The organism is Arcticibacter eurypsychrophilus, assembly GCF_001730525.1.
In the GTDB taxonomy this organism is placed as follows: Bacteria; Bacteroidota; Bacteroidia; order Sphingobacteriales; family Sphingobacteriaceae; genus Arcticibacter; species Arcticibacter eurypsychrophilus.
The window spans coordinates 81,380-98,247 of sequence record NZ_MDFN01000009.1 but is presented as its reverse complement, the minus strand read 5'-3'; the positions used below and the strand labels follow the sequence as shown (position 1 = coordinate 98,247).

At 38.6% G+C, this 16,868-nt stretch carries 14 protein-coding genes; 5 read left to right on the top strand and 9 right to left on the bottom strand.

What is annotated here, in order from left to right:
• Nucleotides 1-336 precede the first annotated feature (336 nt).
• From BFL47_RS06645 to BFL47_RS06605, 9 genes are all read right to left on the bottom strand, one after another.
• Nucleotides 337-1,866 (bottom strand): choice-of-anchor I family protein, encoded by a 1,530-nt coding sequence (locus BFL47_RS06645; protein WP_069659019.1) that lies wholly within the window; start codon nucleotides 1,864-1,866, stop codon nucleotides 337-339.
• A gap of 118 nt (nucleotides 1,867-1,984) precedes the next feature.
• The gene (locus BFL47_RS06640; RefSeq protein ID WP_069659018.1) at nucleotides 1,985-3,085 is read right to left on the bottom strand and encodes a metallophosphoesterase; all 1,101 of its coding nucleotides are present in this window, start codon (nucleotides 3,083-3,085) and stop codon (nucleotides 1,985-1,987) included.
• A 494-nt stretch (nucleotides 3,086-3,579) separates the two neighbouring features.
• On the bottom strand, nucleotides 3,580-4,032 hold the full coding sequence (locus BFL47_RS06635; RefSeq protein ID WP_069659017.1) for a 5-fold beta-flower protein: 453 nt from the start codon (nucleotides 4,030-4,032) through the stop codon (nucleotides 3,580-3,582).
• A 117-nt stretch (nucleotides 4,033-4,149) separates the two neighbouring features.
• Complete coding sequence (locus tag BFL47_RS06630) at nucleotides 4,150-6,552, bottom strand: heavy metal translocating P-type ATPase (RefSeq protein WP_069659016.1); 2,403 nt, start codon at nucleotides 6,550-6,552, stop codon at nucleotides 4,150-4,152.
• 12 nt (nucleotides 6,553-6,564) lie between these two features.
• A complete protein-coding gene (locus BFL47_RS06625) occupies nucleotides 6,565-9,135 on the bottom strand; it encodes a multicopper oxidase domain-containing protein (RefSeq protein ID WP_069659058.1) in 2,571 nt (856 codons plus the stop codon).
• Nucleotides 9,136-9,145: 10 nt separating this feature from the next.
• Nucleotides 9,146-9,604 (bottom strand): heme-binding domain-containing protein, encoded by a 459-nt coding sequence (locus tag BFL47_RS06620; RefSeq protein ID WP_069659015.1) that lies wholly within the window; start codon nucleotides 9,602-9,604, stop codon nucleotides 9,146-9,148.
• Nucleotides 9,605-9,610: 6 nt separating this feature from the next.
• Nucleotides 9,611-10,183, bottom strand: coding sequence for a DUF3347 domain-containing protein (locus tag BFL47_RS06615; RefSeq protein ID WP_069659014.1), 573 nt, complete (start codon nucleotides 10,181-10,183; stop codon nucleotides 9,611-9,613).
• A gap of 323 nt (nucleotides 10,184-10,506) precedes the next feature.
• The gene (locus tag BFL47_RS06610; protein WP_069659013.1) at nucleotides 10,507-11,199 is read right to left on the bottom strand and encodes a DUF305 domain-containing protein; all 693 of its coding nucleotides are present in this window, start codon (nucleotides 11,197-11,199) and stop codon (nucleotides 10,507-10,509) included.
• A gap of 220 nt (nucleotides 11,200-11,419) precedes the next feature.
• Complete coding sequence (locus tag BFL47_RS06605) at nucleotides 11,420-11,833, bottom strand: hypothetical protein (RefSeq protein ID WP_139125779.1); 414 nt, start codon at nucleotides 11,831-11,833, stop codon at nucleotides 11,420-11,422.
• Between the two features lie 179 nt (nucleotides 11,834-12,012).
• Here BFL47_RS06605 and BFL47_RS20045 point away from each other — a divergent pair, with 179 nt between their 5' ends.
• The 5 genes from BFL47_RS20045 to BFL47_RS06580 all read left to right on the top strand — a co-directional run bounded on the left by BFL47_RS20045 (nucleotide 12,013) and on the right by BFL47_RS06580 (nucleotide 16,861).
• Complete coding sequence (locus BFL47_RS20045) at nucleotides 12,013-12,204, top strand: Rossmann-fold NAD(P)-binding domain-containing protein (protein ID WP_069659011.1); 192 nt, start codon at nucleotides 12,013-12,015, stop codon at nucleotides 12,202-12,204.
• 21 nt (nucleotides 12,205-12,225) lie between these two features.
• The gene (locus BFL47_RS20040) at nucleotides 12,226-12,450 is read left to right on the top strand and encodes a hypothetical protein (protein WP_069659010.1); all 225 of its coding nucleotides are present in this window, start codon (nucleotides 12,226-12,228) and stop codon (nucleotides 12,448-12,450) included.
• A 211-nt stretch (nucleotides 12,451-12,661) separates the two neighbouring features.
• A complete protein-coding gene (locus tag BFL47_RS06590; RefSeq protein WP_069659009.1) occupies nucleotides 12,662-14,269 on the top strand; it encodes a glycoside hydrolase family 31 protein in 1,608 nt (535 codons plus the stop codon).
• A gap of 272 nt (nucleotides 14,270-14,541) precedes the next feature.
• Nucleotides 14,542-15,429 (top strand): bestrophin family protein, encoded by an 888-nt coding sequence (locus tag BFL47_RS06585; protein ID WP_069659008.1) that lies wholly within the window; start codon nucleotides 14,542-14,544, stop codon nucleotides 15,427-15,429.
• A gap of 55 nt (nucleotides 15,430-15,484) precedes the next feature.
• On the top strand, nucleotides 15,485-16,861 hold the full coding sequence (locus tag BFL47_RS06580) for an aspartate kinase (RefSeq protein ID WP_069659007.1): 1,377 nt from the start codon (nucleotides 15,485-15,487) through the stop codon (nucleotides 16,859-16,861).
• Nucleotides 16,862-16,868 lie beyond the last annotated feature (7 nt).

Genomic DNA, 16,868 nt, shown 5'->3' with positions numbered 1-16,868 from the left:
GTTGAGTTTGACTTTGCTCCGGGATTGTACATGGTTCATTTAATATGATTAATATTGGTGACATCAAGCGTAGCTTAGTAAGCTCCACCACACTCTGCGGATGGGAAATATGTGCGACTGGCCGAAAGTAATCCAACCATTTTTCAAAGAATTCTTCAGAATTTAATTGCATCCTACCTGGGTATCACTCCTGAAACCTTAAATCGCATTAAATCATACTGCATCCCACAAACTACGTGATTGACATAAATCAAGTGTATTTCTTATTTTAGATCAACTAAAAGCAGTTTGGGAGGGGGGATCTTTGTGTTCAGATATTTTCACATCGATTACATGTTACAATATGGTATTCGGGGTATATATTTTAATTACACCATCGCCTTCGCTACTAACCACTAATAAGCTCTTTTTTGTTGGGCTATCTTTAGCAGGAATAAATAGAACACCTTCGGGGGCATCTCCGCATTTAAGTAATTGTAAAAACACAGGTTTAGTGGGTGTTGTTAGATCGTATACCGCTACAGCATCAGCGCGTTCCATTCCTACAAAAGCTATTTTTTTACTTCCTACGGTTCCGATAGTGATGCCCTCAGGCTCTACACTTTTATCGTCACTTCTGCCATCATCATATACTGAGGCAGCAACACATTTGGCATCCAGCTCATTTTTGCTGTCAAACACCTGGGTCCCATCATTACCATTCCAAATGCTAAACGAACGGGATCCTAGAGAATATAATTCGTCCATGTCTCCATCTTTGTCTGTATCGCCTAATGTGGTGGTCACATTTAGTCTGCCTAAATTCGCATCCATTTTCAATGTGGCTGCATCAGGAAAAGCAGTAGGATCTAGTTTTATATCCTTGTTTTTTACGCGTAACATCTCTGTGAAGCCATCATATTCTCTTGAATCACCTTCATTTGCTGTAAATAAATATGGTGTACCGTTATTTTCAATCACGGCTATTCCATCGGGAAGATACATGCCTTTTACGTTCCATTTGGCAGGTTTATAGCCGCCATCCAAATCACTAGGGTCTATTTCATTACCATCAGTATTGTAATTCTTAAATCCTAAGGGAAAGATGTTTGTAATGGTTTTCGAGACGATATCTATTTTAGCAATGGCGTTATTTTCCTGAAGCGTTACCCACGCCGTTTTAGAATCTGCGGAGATGGTAATGTATTCCGGCTCGATGTCTTTTACGAAATTAAGACCGGGTCCGAATATGCGGAAACCTTTGAGCTTTAAAGCGGGAAGCTGTGAGGCCATAGAAGAGAAGTCAAGCGTGGTGACTGCATAATTATCATTTACAGAAATTATGGATACCGTACCTAAAGGATCATTTGTATAAGTGGTATTAGGTTCCCCTTCATTGGCAGATATAATATACTTGCCATCGCTGGAAAAAGTAACCATATCAGGCAATGCACCTACTGTAATTTGAGCAATCACACTGTAATCACTGGTTTTAAATACGACTATTTTACCATTTGCCTGTTTGTCTGTTGATTGGATGGCTGCAGCAAGTTTTCCATCAGAAACGGAAAGGCTATTCACCGCTCCACCAAAAGGAAGCATGGCAATTGAGCCGATGGATTTCATGGCTGAAGGATTTGTGAAATCAATCACTTCAATTTGATTCAGTTGACTTGCCAGACCTTCTTTCTCATTCCTAACTACAAATAGTCTATTTGTTGTGGGGTCGAAGGCACTGATTTCTGCTGCTCCGGTTTCTCCAACATCAAAAGATCCGCTTTCAGTAAATGTTGACGCATCTTCATTGATAATAGGGTCTGTCTGTTTGTCTTTTTTGCAACCAATCAGTGCGGTTAGCAGGAAGCAGGATAGTAAGATTTTCTTCATTATTTGTAGATTATGACCACGAATCTATCCCTACAAGATTACCGATATTTAAATTTAAGGTTATATTATTGTTAACACTAACCTAAGCTCCGTGCTTGTACTATTGCTTCTTTGAGATTTAATTAATTTTTGTTGCATCAAGAAGTTCTTCTAATTTGCTTTCTTCCAGTATGATACGTTTAGTGTGATCGGTGCCTTCAGACTTCCATTTAATGAGTCGAATTTTACCACCTTCTATTTCTATACCTGTAATATCTCCATCACTAAAACAGCAGCAGCCGGTATTGAAATAAGTATTTTTGGAATATGCGAGACGTGGAGAAGTTTCTCCGCTGAATTTTCCGGCTAGTAGTTCGACTTCTATTTGTTGAATTTCTCGTTGGTTATTGTTTTGTCTGGCGGTTTCTAATCGCATATACATGCGCTCCAAATGTGTAAGGGAATTGAAGACGGGCTGGTGTGTATGACCTGTTATTAGAACCAGATTTGACTGTTTAGCCGTCCAGTTGTACATCATCATATTGTGCTCTGATTTAAGCTGACTGTTATAGGCCGGTGTATTTGGATTGATGCGCAGGTAGGATTGGAACGGTGCCCAGATAGTAGAAACAAACCATTTACTGAACCAGTTGCCATCGCTTTGGAGGTCACCCTGATGTCCATGGGTTAGAAATATAGAAAGAGGGGTATTTTTTAGGACCAATCTTAAGATTACTCCTTCGTATATTTTTATTTTCTGGCCGTATACCTTTTCAAGGGTTAAAGGAGCGAGTGGGTCATTGTCCCAGTATAAATCGTGATTTCCGAAGACTTTTATAAAAGCATTTCGCTGTGAAAACAGGTGCTCTTGATCAAAGGTGGCGGTATTGCTTTTGAGTACTCCGTTAAGGGTGTTTTTCCAGAGTTCTTCGCTGTCGCCTAAATTGCAATACAAGTAGTTTTCGGTGTTATAATAACTGAGGGCAGCGAGGTAGTTCTTTTCAGATCGTGCAAAGTCGTCATTGAAATTCCGGGAACCTTTATGTTGATCGGAGAAGATGATCAGTTTGGAGGTGTTATCGAAATCGAGGATTAATCCATTTTTGCCTGGTTTGGTTTGAATTTTATTAAAAAGGGTGGTTAGTGCTTTGTGTACGTGTGTTTGATCGGGTCTGGAGGAGAGTTTATTTGCCAGTGTGATTACTGGTTGGGTAAGAATTTTTTGTAAAAACGCACGCATAATTGATAAAGAGAAGTTTTAAGGATTTTGTTTAGGAATAAATAGAAAGGGGGTAGAAGTTGGTTTCGATTTTTTTATCAAAAACTGATGATCAAAAATGTTGAAATTGGTTTGATTGGTGAAATGGGTTTATAATAATTTTAGAAAATGGAGAATATGGGTTATAGAATAATAGGGAGGGTTTAAATTTAACCCGCTAATAGACAGTAGTAATCTACTTAAGTAACTACTGCAAAAAGTGCTTCTATTTGCAAATGAAAAAAGATCCCGGAATTTTAAAGTGCAGTCATTTATTTAAAGAAAGAAAATATATGCTTTATCTGGTGTCACTAATATAAACACTTTCAATCTTATGCCTTTTATCATCTATCAAGCCTTTTTCTAAGCTAATGTTATGAGTGCTTATATTGTACTTGACCAATATTACTTTCAAAAAGTCCTGGTCATGCATATTAACCAAGGCTTTTTGGAAGCTTATTAGACAAGATTTCAGGTTAAATCTTGGCCTTGTCCTTCTTTTCTTTTAGCATTAAGCAGTGAGCGGCACATGCATGCAGTTTATAGTTTTTATGCACTGTACCCATGGTATGTCCTTCAGGATCTAATATTTCGCACATTGCGGCATCTTTATCTCTAACAGTTATTACACTAGTTCCTTGAGTATTGTAGAAATTACCATTCTTCTCTGCTTTTCCAAGTCTTTTCCCATTAGCATCAATAACGTTTCCGCTTTTATCAATAAAATAGATTTTCTGGCCTTTGTTATTTCTTACGATATTGTCCTTATCAATATACCCTAATTTAGTTCCCAGATGATTATGGATACCGCCTTTAGCATCTATAGCGATTTTTTTCGATTGTGGAGATACCCCTTGTGCATGTGAGTTACTTACTGTTCCTGCAAGGAAGATAATAAGCAGTACGAAGATTGTTTTAAGCTTTTTCATGATGTGAATTTATTTATCCGAATATAGTGTAATTAAAAGAGTATGATATTAACAATCAATAGTTTGTGAAATGATACTGATCATATTTAATGCAGGTTGACTGTTTGGTTTTTCTATTTATTCCTGCAGCTTTGTGCCCCTTAGTCGTAAGGAGTTCAGGATAACGGAAACCGAACTCAAGCTCATGGCCAGAGCAGCAATCATTGGCGACAGAAGAATACCAAAAAAAGGATACAAGACTCCCGCTGCAATAGGGATTCCAAGGATATTGTAGCCTAAAGCAAAGAAGAGGTTTCCCTTAATATTGCGCATTACTTTATGGCTTAATAACCGGGCTTTAGCAATTCCGTTAAGGTCACCTTTAACCAAAGTAATGGCTGCGCTTTGAATGGCGACATCAGTACCGGTACCCATGGCTATGCCAATATCTGCCTGCGACAATGCAGGGGCATCATTGATGCCATCGCCTGCCATGGCTACTTTTTTCCCCTCAGCCTGTAGCCGTTTTATCTCTTGAAGTTTATCCTCTGGCAGCATTTGAGCTTTATATCCATCAAGTTTCAAGGTTTTACTTACGGCTTTTGCTGTATCTTCATTGTCGCCGGTAAACATCCAAACCTGCAGACCTTCTTGCTGTAGTTTATTGATTGCTTCTTTGCTTGATTCCTTAATCTTATCATAGATTACCACAAAACCAACAGCAACATTTCCAACCGATAAATAAGAGACTGTTTTGCCCTGTTTTTGCTCCGCTTTAACTTGCTCACTTAATTCCGAAGTAATTTTTGCACTTACCTGTTCCATTAGCTTTTCGTTGCCCAGGGACAGTTTTTCTTTTCCGAGTACACCAATAACCCCTTTTCCGGTAATCGCTTCAAAATGTGTTATAGGTTCAATTTTGATATTCTTTTCTTCTCCATAGCGAAGCGTGGCTTGTGCCAAAGGATGCTCACTGCTGCTGTTCAAGGATATGATTTTTTGAAGAATATCGTCTTCTGTGAAATCATGGTTTGTGCTAACCACTTTTTCAACGGATGGTTTTCCTTCGGTAACGGTTCCTGTTTTATCTATAACGACTATATCTATTGCATTCATCTTTTCCAAAGACTCTGCATTTTTGATAAGTATGCCAGATTTTGCACCTTTTCCAACACCAACCATCACCGACATCGGTGTGGCAAGGCCAAGCGCACAGGGGCAGGCAATGATCAGCACCGCTATTGCATTTACAAATGCGTAGACGTAGGAAGGCTCAGGGCCATAAATTGCCCAAACAATAAAAGTTATCACCGAGATGAGAACCACAATAGGGACGAAATAACCCGATATTTTATCTGCCAGTTTCTGTATAGGAGCTTTCGAGCGGCTTGCCGAATTAACCATTTCAATAATCTGAGAAAGCAAGGTTTCTGACCCTACTTTTTCTGCCAGCATTGTAAAGGTTTTGTTTCCGTTTATGGTGCCAGAACTGACCTTGTCTCCTGGTTTCTTATCAACAGGAATAGGTTCTCCGGATATCATCGATTCATCGATAGTTACTTCTCCTGATTGGATACTTCCATCAACGGGTACCTTTTCGCCTGGTTTTACGCGTAGTAAATCTCCTTTCTGGATGTCATCAATGGCAACTTTCGTTTCTTTTTTTTCATCAATTTTTGTGGCCTCATTAGGTGCCAGTTTCAGCAGTTCTTTAATAGCACTGTTGGTCTTGCCATGTGCACGTGCCTCCAAAAGCTGCCCAAGTAATACTAGCGTAAGAATGACGCTTGCCGCCTCAAAGTACACATAAACAGTACCTGCATGGGTCTTGAACTGATCTGGAAAAATACCTGGGAACAATAGGGAGATGATGCTAAAAAGCCAGGCAACCCCTGCACCAATGCCAATTAAAGTAAACATATTTAAGTTCCAGGTGATAACTGACTGCCATGCACGCTCAAAGAACATCCAGGTTGCGTAAAATACTACTGGAATTGACAGGGCAAATTGTACCCAGTTCCAGTACTTAAGATCCATAAGTGTAAGCAAGGGATTACCAGGGATCATTTCTGACATGGAAATAAGGAAGATAGGAGCTGTAAGCAGCGCAGCTATTTTGAACTTGCGCAGTAATGTATCGTATGTTTGATCTTCTTCATCTTCTTCTTTTGTGCCTGTTCCAGATATTGGTACCAGATCCATTCCGCAGATTGGACAGGCACCAGGCTTGTCTCGTATAATTTCCGGGTGCATGGGACATGAATACTTTAGCGTAGAATTAGATTTGACATCTGGCAATATAGTAGCATGAGTATTCGATTCTGCAACTTGATGGCCTGCCATTTCTATTGTATAATTTCCTGCTGCAGATAAGGTTTCCCGTAATTTTTCTATTGGCACATGCTTTTCCATTGTAATAGTAGCTTCAGGCGGTTTTAAGCTAACCACCGAAGAAATACCTTTTATTTTATTCAGTGCCTGTTCCACTTTTTCGCGGCAGCCTTCACAGCTCATTCCGCTTATTTTATAAGTATGTTTCATGATGCTCTTTATTTAATACGTTAATGTAACCCCTGCCCCGTAACCAATATCACTATCATAGTGGGTAGAAAGAGAAAAGTACTTGGTAACAGTATACCTTAAGCCTCCCATGTATTCTTTATCTGTATTACCCATAATCGTAGCACTTAATCTGGCTGTAACTGGAATATCCTTTCGGACTAGTTGAAAGCGGAATTTTCCTTTACTGTCTAGTCTCGCTTCTGCGTTAACTAACATCGGTAAGACATACTGAATACCCGCCACCAAAGCCTTTCTATTGCTTTGGTTACTGGTTTGCCCGAAAAGGTTCTTCTCGCTTATATTTCTCCTGGGATTATAGTGATAGTCAAATCCTATAAATGGGAAAATCCATTGCATTTTACCTAAATAGCGACCGAAATACGTTTCGCTTTCGTTGCCGTCTTCTGACTTTAACCCTATCCGCCATTCAGTAGACAAGCGGTAGCGGGTATTACAAAGCATAGCTTCTCCATCACTTCCGTTACTTTCAAATCCTGCATTGGCCATGAAGTGAGGCATTCGGTCATCGGCAAATAGCTTACGCTGCGCCAGTTTTGGATTTGGAATATCCGGATTTGGAGCAGATCCGACGTAGCTGAATACTCTTCCCATTCCGCTCATCATATGATATAAGATATGGCAATGGAAAAACCAGTCGCCACTTTCTGTTGCGGCAAATTCTATCGTATCTCTCTCCATTGGCATAATATCGAGTACGTTTTTTAAAGGGGCATATTCTCCTTGTCCGTTTAATACCCGAAAGTCATGACCATGCAGGTGCATAGGGTGCCGCATCATGGAATTGTTGTAGATAATAATGCGGATATTTTCTCCTTTTTTAATAAGAATCTTATCAGACTCTGAAACGGTCTTATTGTCAATCGTCCATACATAGCGGTTCATATTTCCGGTCAACTCGAAATTTAAAGTCCTTAGCGGACCCGGTCTTAAGGTTGATTTTTCCGGAGATTTTAACATGGCATAATTAAGGGTAACCAAATCCTCACTCATTTCCATATTCATGCTACTCTTAGTATGCATGTCATGCCCTTTCATTTGTGGATCTGCTTTTGTGATATCCTCTTTTATTGGTTCAGGTTTAGCAACTATACTATCCAGGTCAACAATCTCATCAGGCTTCGATTTTAACCTGCCATATTGCTCTCCGGTAGTTTCAGGATACATCACCGTATTCATGTCCATTTGCTGATTGCTCATTTCCATGCCCGTAGATGCCATGTCTCCGTTCATCTTCATCATGCCATTCATCATTTCCATTCCTTCAAAATATTTCAACTTCCCAAGTGGCTTAGCTGGCATTTTCATTCCCTCACCCAACCATATTGAAGTAGATTTGGTACGGTCCTCAGCTGTTGCTAAAAACTCATAACTCATATCTTGCGGAATAGTGATGATGACATCATACGTTTCGGAGACGGCAATTAATAAACGGTCAACATCTACAGGTACTACATCATTTCCATCGTTTCCGACAACTGTAATTTTGCCACCTGAATAAGTCAGCCAGAAATAAGTTGATGCTCCGCCATTAATAATTCTCAACCGTACTTTATCACCTGCCTTAAATCTTGAATATTTGATTGAAGGCTTGCCATTAGCCAGGAATTTATCATAATATACATCGCTAACGTCCATCGCACTCATCCGCTTCCACTCATTATTCAACTTTGTCTTGAAGTATCCTTTTTGAATAGCCTCGGCGTAACTTTGGGATGTTCCCTTTTTAATTGCAAACCAATCCGTAGCGTTATGAAGTGAGCGGTCAACCTCCCTAGGGTTCATATCAGTCCAGTCGCTTAAAACAATCGGTATTGTTGGGATTTTCGGTTCATTCTTCTTGTTGAAAATCAAAGCTCCGTACATGCCGCTTTGTTCCTGCAATTTAGTATGGCTATGATACCAATAAGTTCCGTTTTGTATCACGGGAAATTTATATACATAGGTTGAATGCGGTTTGATAGGCATTTGAGTCAGGTTGGGAACGCCATCAAAACGGTTTGGTAAAAATACACCATGCCAATGAACAGATGTCTCTACATCCATTTTATTATGAACATATATTTCAGCCGTATCACCTTCTGTAAATGTTAAAGTTGGAGCGGGTATGCTTCCATTTATAGCTACTGCCTTTTTCTTCTTTCCTGTGAAATTAACTGTAGTATCATTTACATATAGGTCATAACGAACCATTTTGGGGCTGTAGGTTACTTCTGCAGTCTTTACTTTATGGCCTGCTTTTTCCGCGTTTCTTTCTTCGTTTAATACAGGAGCTGGAGTTGTATGATCAGCTTTTGTTTTACTCGCTGACTTTATTTTTATACCAACAGGAGCAGCGCTTTTTACAGGATCATGTTTCTGTGCAGGGGCAGATTTGGCAGGACTTTTAACTCGCTTTTCAACTAATTCCATACCGCACTTGGGACATTTGCCCGGCTTGTTACTCATAACCTCCGGATGCATTGGACAAACATAGACCTGGGGCTGTCCGGAAGCAATAGTATAAAAGCCCAGGAAAAATACATATAAAAGTATTCGTTTCATGATTTTAATTTTACTGAAGAGAGGTGCTTTGCACATTATCTAACCATTTGTAAATGCTGTTTTTTTGCTCATTTGAAAGTTTTGCTGATTGATGGATCAAAGTGTAAGAGGGGAGAGGCATTGAATTATCTTTTATACTTTCTCTGATTGATTTCAATTTGCTTTTTTGCCTTCTTGGAGAATACTCACCAAACCTGTTAAAGTCTAGCTCTGATTTACCTTTACGAATATGTGAAGCCATAACCCATCCGAACGGTTGAATACTACTATACCAGGGATAATTAGTTGAATTGCTATGGCAATCATAGCAGGAGCGCTGCAAAACGGCTTTTACTTTATCGGGTACCTGATAAACGTTGTTAATATCCGATTTTGAAGCTTTTGTGTTAACATTTCGCTTTGGCTGAAAAAATTGGATGAGAAGGAGTACTGCCAATACACTTAGCAGTACTTTTTTCCTGATGCTCATCGAAAATTAGTTAAGTTCTTCTTTCACCGTTCCACATTCAGGCATTTGCTTACCTAAATAAGGGTTCTGAATTTCTTTAATTTCGCTCAGCCAATTAGCTCCCTTATTATCATTATACATCGGGCAATTGACGTAATAAAGCTTTTGAGTCCCACCTACAGCTTTAACGAGGTCATATACATCTTTACTTAAGGTTTCAAAATGCTCCCTTTGATGTTTAATATTACCAGCATTTGCCCCTATGTGTGCTGCATGTTCCCTGGCATCTTCATAGATATCGGTATATTCTTTAGCCTGAGCTTCATTTAAACTGCTTTTGTCAAAGCTGTCTAATGATGCAATTAATTCTTTTCCTGCAATAGCCGCATCCTGATCATCATCCTGTGTTAATGCATTCTTTAATTTGATATAAGAATCAATTATTCCCTCAGTTGAGCTGGCAGTGGCAGATGGTGCTTTGGCCGTTATTTGTTCCGTTCCGTTTCCAGTGACAGATGAAGTTGAATTTTGTTTGGTTCCTGTATTGCAGGAGGTAATTCCAAATAAAAGGATAATTGCACTTAATATTAGAGTTTTCATAAATTTGTTGTTAAAGGTTAAATTACCGACAGCACTTTGTTATCAGTAAAGGTCTAAATGCCTTCAAGAAGATTTTGCTGCATAAATCAATTTTTAATTAAGAAAGAGTTAATAGCGGAAGGAGTTTGTAGCTATAAGGCTCCAACTACTATACCACAAGTAAGCATAGAAGCTCCGTAATAGGGGTTTTTAACTACAGTCCTGTTATCTGCAACAAAACAGGACTGCTTAAAATTTAAATAGTAGTGAACATTTACCAAGCTACAGCGCATTGTTTTAATTATTATTGTTGAAATCTAAACTGCTTGCCAATTGTTTAAAAATTAACGGTTTGGGTTTGGCCCTATGCTTGAGAGCCAATCCTGAAGCTCTTTTATTTCTGCTTTTTGGTCTGCTATCATTTTTTTAGACATTGCCAAAAGCTTGGGGTCCTTCCCGGATTGAACAAACCCTTCTGCCATAAATACAGCACTTCGATGATGAGGTAACATCATCCTGGCAAATTGTTGATCAGTAGATCCATCTTCAGCCTTAGGCATATCCATCATCATCGTCATGTTCCTATTCATGACCTTTCCAAAGCCTACCTCTTTATTCATAGGGTCATAGTCCTTTTGCGGTCTTTTATGGCTTTCAATAAAATTATTCAACTCATCAATCTCTTTTTCCTGAGCATCAACAATTTTCCCAGCCATTGATTTCACTTGATCGGCTGTTCCGGAACGAAGTTCTTCCTTTGCCATATCTACAGCTCCCTGATGATGAGCTTTCATCATCATAGCAAAATCAACATCTACATTTCCTGTCATTTGAATTTGATGCATATCACTCATCATCTTATTCATGGCGCCGCTTGTCCCAGAGCCGTGCGAGGAAGATGTATCCATAACATTGGATGACATGGAATCGTGATTCATCTCAGAATGCACATCATTCTGTTTGGTTGATGGATTGCTACAGGAAGTCATACTAATAGAAAGGGTAGTAGACAGGATCAAAAAATGTGTAATTTTCATAGGTTTGTTGTTTGTAAATGTGATTTAATGGCACGGCTAGAATTGGGTGCTGACGGACTTAAAATCCTTTTATCCTATAAGCGTTATTTATTGCATATAGGGCAGGTATACATGTAAGAATTAATAAATAAATTGGGGCATCCCTATGGATGTAATTCTTCTACATATAGAAAGGGAAACCATCTCAAATGGAGATAACCTAAGTATGAGAAACTTAGGATCAGATTAAATAAGAGCAGATACGAATATGGATATCAGGACCAATACTGCCTGGTGGTGCATTGATTTCATGCCAACGGGGACTTATGAGATTTTTGCGAATAACCAGGAAAAGAGTAAAGAAGTGACCGGCTGTTAAAGTTGGAATACTCAAAGAAGAATATTCAAAGGAAGGCTTAATATTTTCTTTAACTGCATAGTTGCCATGTTTTTTACAACAGGAACAATCTTTTTTCCCCTTACAATGGTTTTTGCTTTTTTGCTTAGAAGCATATTCATGAGCGGCTGGCTCACTAGATTGATTAATCAAATTAGTAAAGAACCATTGGCTACTGCAACTTAAGATGCAAACAAACATACCTGTAGTAAGCATCAGGTAAAAACTTGCCATACTTAAAATTGCCAGTCTTTTCATGTTTATATCTACATTTAGTTACAGTTAGATTGAAATATTGTTTTAACTAATAAGAATTGGATTGCTCAAATCCACTTTCTGTATTGTTTAGAGTCTTGTTTTTTAAAACTTTAGTAGCATTAAACTCCATAATGGATGACATTTAAGAAGCCCTTCCATATTACGCCAGGGAAGCAAGGGTGAAAAATGTGGTACATTTAGGAGCATGTGGCCGTGACGATACGACCGTTGCGCATTGGGCATGGCACCAGCTAGTAGAAAAATATATTGAATGGTCTGGTTTTATTTTTACGCATTTGCGTCCTGAAACTTTTATGCAAAATGTGTTAAGTTATGGTGGTAAAAGAGGGATCAATGAAGGGGTAATTTAGCATTATGTTGAAGGTGCGTGTTTGAGTGCATGGTGGTCAGCACTTGAGGTGTTTCTGCATGCTATGGAAGATGCAGGTGCGGAAATGGCTTATATGGGCTGTGTATATGATCATTGGAAACGTTATGCTGGAGGGACTATTCCTGGTGCGGATGATACATTTGATAACTTTTCTGAGATTACAGGCAAACAGCCGGTGAAGTGGGTCGATTTTATTATAATGCATAAAGCGGAATTTGACTGTTGATTTGCCGAATGTTATTTAGGCGGCAAAGTAGGACAATCGTTTGCATGGTTGAAACAACCGATTGCGCTGGTATCGTTTTCTTTTTTCAATCAATGGTTGCCATTTCTTTATTTCAACTTTACTATATTGTGATGTAAAAGAATCATGGTATTAACTGATGTTCGTGTTGCAACAGGCTAAACTATACTTTTATATCAACTGATTTCAGACCATGAGGCTAAAGCAATATTGTATCTTCTTTATATTAATCTGTTCAACCTGGGGATCTTCCCATGCTCAAACCACTGTAATAAAAATTAAAAGTGGCGAGAATTGGTATGGAGGAGTTGTAAATGAAGGGCATAGGATGCCTTTGAAGGATGGGTACTCATTTAATCTTTTTGGAGATACAGGCACAAACCAAGCTGCTCCATTACTGCTTTCAACCAAGGGAAGGTATATATGGAGTGATGCTCCTTTCGAATTTTCTGTGAAAGGAGATCAGTTACTGCTTTCTAATGCAACTGAGCCTGTCTTTGTAGACTCGATGGGACGTACATTAAAAGAAGCTTTTGTTAACGCTAATAAAAAGCATTTTCCTTCAAAAGGGAAATTACCGGATACACTTTTATTTTCCAGACCTCAATATAACACATGGATTGAATTGGTTTATAACCAGAATCAAACTGATATTATTAAGTATGCTAGTGACATTATTTCTAACGGGTTTCCTACTGGTGTATTAATGATTGATGATAATTGGGCTGATTACTATGGACGGTTTGATTTTAGAAAGGACAGGTTTGAAAATGCGACTGTAATGGTTGATAGTTTGCATAAACTGGATTTTAAGGTGATGTTGTGGGTTAGTCCTTTTATATCTCCAGACACAGAGATTTTTAGGGATCTGTTAAATAAAAAGTTGCTTTTATTCAGTGGAAATCAAAAAGGAGGAAGTGCCTGGAAAGAGGCTACGGATCCTGCTATTATTAGTTGGTGGAATGGTCATAGTGCTGTTTTAGATTTCACAAATCCGCAAGCTAAAGATTGGTTTGAAGGAAGATTAGATTATATGGTTAAAACTTACCACATTGATGGTTTTAAGTTTGATGCTGGTGATGCTGATTTTTATCCCTCTGATGCAATTTCATTCCGGAAGGCTACGCCAAATGAACATAGTCGATTATGGGGAGAGATTGGTTTGAATTATCCGTTAAATGAATATCGCGCGATGTGGAAAATGGCTGGAGAACCACTTGTTCAACGTTTGCGCGATAAGCAGCATACCTGGGTTGATTTGCAAAAGCTTATTCCTCACCTCACTGTGGCTGGTTTGCTTGGTTATAATTTCACTTGTCCGGATATGATAGGTGGAGGGGAATATGGTTCCTTCATCGGTAAAGATAAGTTAGATGAGGAACTTGTTGTTCGTTCTGCTCAGTGTTCTGCTTTAATGCCTATGATGCAATTTTCGGTTGCGCCATGGCGGGTGCTCAGCAAGGAAAATCTTGGATTAGTGAAAAGTGCTGTGAAAATCAGAAACCGGTATACCGCCTACATTTTACAAATGGTAAAGGAGTCTGCTAAAAATGGGCAGCCTATTGTGCGAAGTATGGAATATGAATTTCCGAATCAAGGATTTGCTGAGGTGAAAGGACAGTTTATGCTGGGAAAAAAATTCTTAGTTGCACCAGTAGTCACTAAAAACAGTAAGAAATTAATTTACTTTCCGAAAGGGAAATGGAGGAGTGACAAGGGGGGAATTATAAAAGGTCCAAAAATAATGGAGCAGATAGTGCCTTTGGATAGGCTACCCATATATGAATTGGTTAAGGACTAGACTTTTATCAATTGTTTAATTGCATAATATATTCTTTATTATGCAAAAGGTTTATGATTTAATAATTTTCACTATAAAGAGCATTAAAAGGCACTAATAGGTGCTATTAGGGTGTTTTCAGGTAGTAATATATTAAAAAGGGCATATATATGGCTCTAATTGTAGTGTATTGGTTTGACACGAGCATATCAGTTTTCAAATTTAAGGTATTAAAAGGAAATTTTTGGGTATACCTATCCGGATATAAATAATGATTTGTAATTTCGTGATGAATGGTTCTAGAAAATAGTTATAGAGTAGCAAAAATATTTCTTTCCACCTGGCTATGGCTTGTTTTTTATTTAATACTATCGATTAGTATTTGTTATTACGAGTTTGGGATAAATGTGTCTTTCCCAAATGGAGAGGTTGGTATGATTGGCACGGCATTGTCAATACTGATGGGTTTTAGGGTGAATTCGGCATACGAAAGATGGTGGGAGGCTCGGATATGGGGCTCCATCGTTAATAATTCAAGAAGTTTAGCAAGAGAAGTAATTGGTTTTACAAGTTTTGGGGAGCATGCATTTCCAGCTGCGCAACAACTGATTCATCGGCAGATTGCTTTTGTTCAGTCAACTACCCGTCAATTACGTAGACAGCAGGGAGCAATTTGCCTTCGAACACTGGTGTCAAATAAAGAATATAGTATTCTGGAGAAAAAGCAGCATTTACCCAATGCCTTATTGCCGCTTCATATGCAACAGATAAAGGAACTGTATGAAAAGAAGCAGATTAGAGACTTTGTTTTTGTTCAGTTGGAAACTATCTTTACTGAACTACCTAACAACTTAGGACAAACTGAAAGGATTAAGAATACTCCGTTTCCTGTTCCTTATTCCTATTTTTCTTTTATTCTTGTTCACATTTTTGCCTGCTTTTTCCCTTTTGGCATGGTTAAGGAGCTAGGGTATCTGACGATTCCTATCAGCCTGATCGTGACCTTCATCTTTTTGGTAATTGAGCAAATCGCTGTTGAAATACAGGATCCATTTGCATCAAAAGATAATGATACGCCCATGACTACCATAAGTAAAAGTATTGAGATCAATTTAAGAGAGATGCTCGGGGAAGAGAATTTGCCTATTCAGATTACACCGAAGACTGGTGTGCTGATGTGAATTTTTATTAGCACGCTCTTTTTAAAAAAGGGAAGAATATTATTTAAAAAAAACCATGTTTACAGTAGAGAAGATAGGCGGCACCTCCATGAGTGCTTTGCAGGATGTTATCAAAAATATTATTTTATTTGAGCGTACAGGTGATCAGTTATATAATAGAATTTTCGTCGTGTCTGCATTTTCGGGTGTAACCGATCTATTGCTTGAGAATAAAAAGAACGGAGAGCCGGGCGTGTACCATCGTATTGCTAAATACCAGGATTTTCACCGTCCGTTAAAAAATCTGATCGTCAAGTTAAAATTGATCAATAAAAAATATGCTAAATTGGGTCTTGACCTTCCGGTTGCAGATCTGTTTATTGAAAATCATATTACGGAAGCACAAAAATATTTAGATAATCTGGCCAATATACTGGCATCAGGTTATGTAAGTAAAGTAGGGATTTTACAAGCGGCAAGGGAGATTCTGGCTTCAATAGGGGAGACGCATTCGGCATTTGTTCTTAGTAATATTTTAGTGAATATGAGCATCAATACCCAGCTGATTGATTTGAGTGGATTTGGAGATCATCGGGCTTACACGATAGATCAGCGGATTAAACATGCTTTTAAAGACATTGATTTTGAGCGTACGATCTGTATTGTTACGGGTTATGCGAAAGGTAAAGAAGGAATCATGCGAGAGTTTGACAGGGGGTATTCAGAAATTACTTTCAGTAAGATAGCGGAAATTTTGAAACCACAGGAAGCCATTATCCACAAAGAATATCACCTTTCAACTGCAGATCCTGCATTGGTGGGAATAGAGAATTGCAAGCCTGTAGGTTATACCAATTATGACATTGCTGATCAACTGGCCGATGTGGGTATGGAGGCTATCCATCCAAGGGCTTCTAAACCATTAGAGATTAATGGGATCCATTTGCGTATAAAAAACACATTTGAGCCTTCACATCCAGGTACGCTGTTTACCCGGGAGTTTGTATCGGAACAAAAGCGCGTGGAGATTATTACGGGCACCGACAAATTGCTGATGATTGATGTTTACGATCCTTTAATGGTTGGCAATGTGGGCAGTGATCTTCAGATTATGCAAATGTTTTTTAATCATAACGTGAGTTATACTTTTAAAGCCACGAGTGCCAACAGTATCTCTATTGTGATATGGGCACGTGATTTTGATAAAAAGCTGATCAGCGAACTGGAGGATCATTTTGAAAAAGTTACTGTTGAAAAAGTAGCCATGGTATGCCTTTTGGGATCGAATATGGATGAGCCGGGCTTATTAGCTAAAAGTGCATATTCGCTTACTGAACAGGGTATTAATATTAAAAGTGCAGGTTTTGCGATGAGGAATGTAAATATTCAATTTTTAGTGGCTCCTGAGCATTTTAAGATGGCTATCATCGCATTAAATAGTACTATGGGATAGGCGATTT

Bases quoted from the DNA above. Each gene is read 5' to 3' on its own strand.
- BFL47_RS06640 (WP_069659018.1), bottom strand. From the start codon at position 3,085: ATGCGTGCGTTTTTACAAAAAATTCTTACCCAACCAGTAATCACACTG.
- BFL47_RS06585 (WP_069659008.1), top strand. From the start codon at position 14,542: ATGGTTCTAGAAAATAGTTATAGAGTAGCAAAAATATTTCTTTCCACC.
- BFL47_RS06625 (WP_069659058.1), bottom strand. From the start codon at position 9,135: ATGAAACGAATACTTTTATATGTATTTTTCCTGGGCTTTTATACTATT.
- BFL47_RS06620 (WP_069659015.1), bottom strand. From the start codon at position 9,604: ATGAGCATCAGGAAAAAAGTACTGCTAAGTGTATTGGCAGTACTCCTT.
- BFL47_RS06590 (WP_069659009.1), top strand. From the start codon at position 12,662: ATGAGGCTAAAGCAATATTGTATCTTCTTTATATTAATCTGTTCAACC.
- BFL47_RS06580 (WP_069659007.1), top strand. From the start codon at position 15,485: ATGTTTACAGTAGAGAAGATAGGCGGCACCTCCATGAGTGCTTTGCAG.
- BFL47_RS06605 (WP_139125779.1), bottom strand. From the start codon at position 11,833: ATGAAAAGACTGGCAATTTTAAGTATGGCAAGTTTTTACCTGATGCTT.
- BFL47_RS06610 (WP_069659013.1), bottom strand. From the start codon at position 11,199: ATGAAAATTACACATTTTTTGATCCTGTCTACTACCCTTTCTATTAGT.
- BFL47_RS06635 (WP_069659017.1), bottom strand. From the start codon at position 4,032: ATGAAAAAGCTTAAAACAATCTTCGTACTGCTTATTATCTTCCTTGCA.
- BFL47_RS06615 (WP_069659014.1), bottom strand. From the start codon at position 10,183: ATGAAAACTCTAATATTAAGTGCAATTATCCTTTTATTTGGAATTACC.
- BFL47_RS06645 (WP_069659019.1), bottom strand. From the start codon at position 1,866: ATGAAGAAAATCTTACTATCCTGCTTCCTGCTAACCGCACTGATTGGT.
- BFL47_RS06630 (WP_069659016.1), bottom strand. From the start codon at position 6,552: ATGAAACATACTTATAAAATAAGCGGAATGAGCTGTGAAGGCTGCCGC.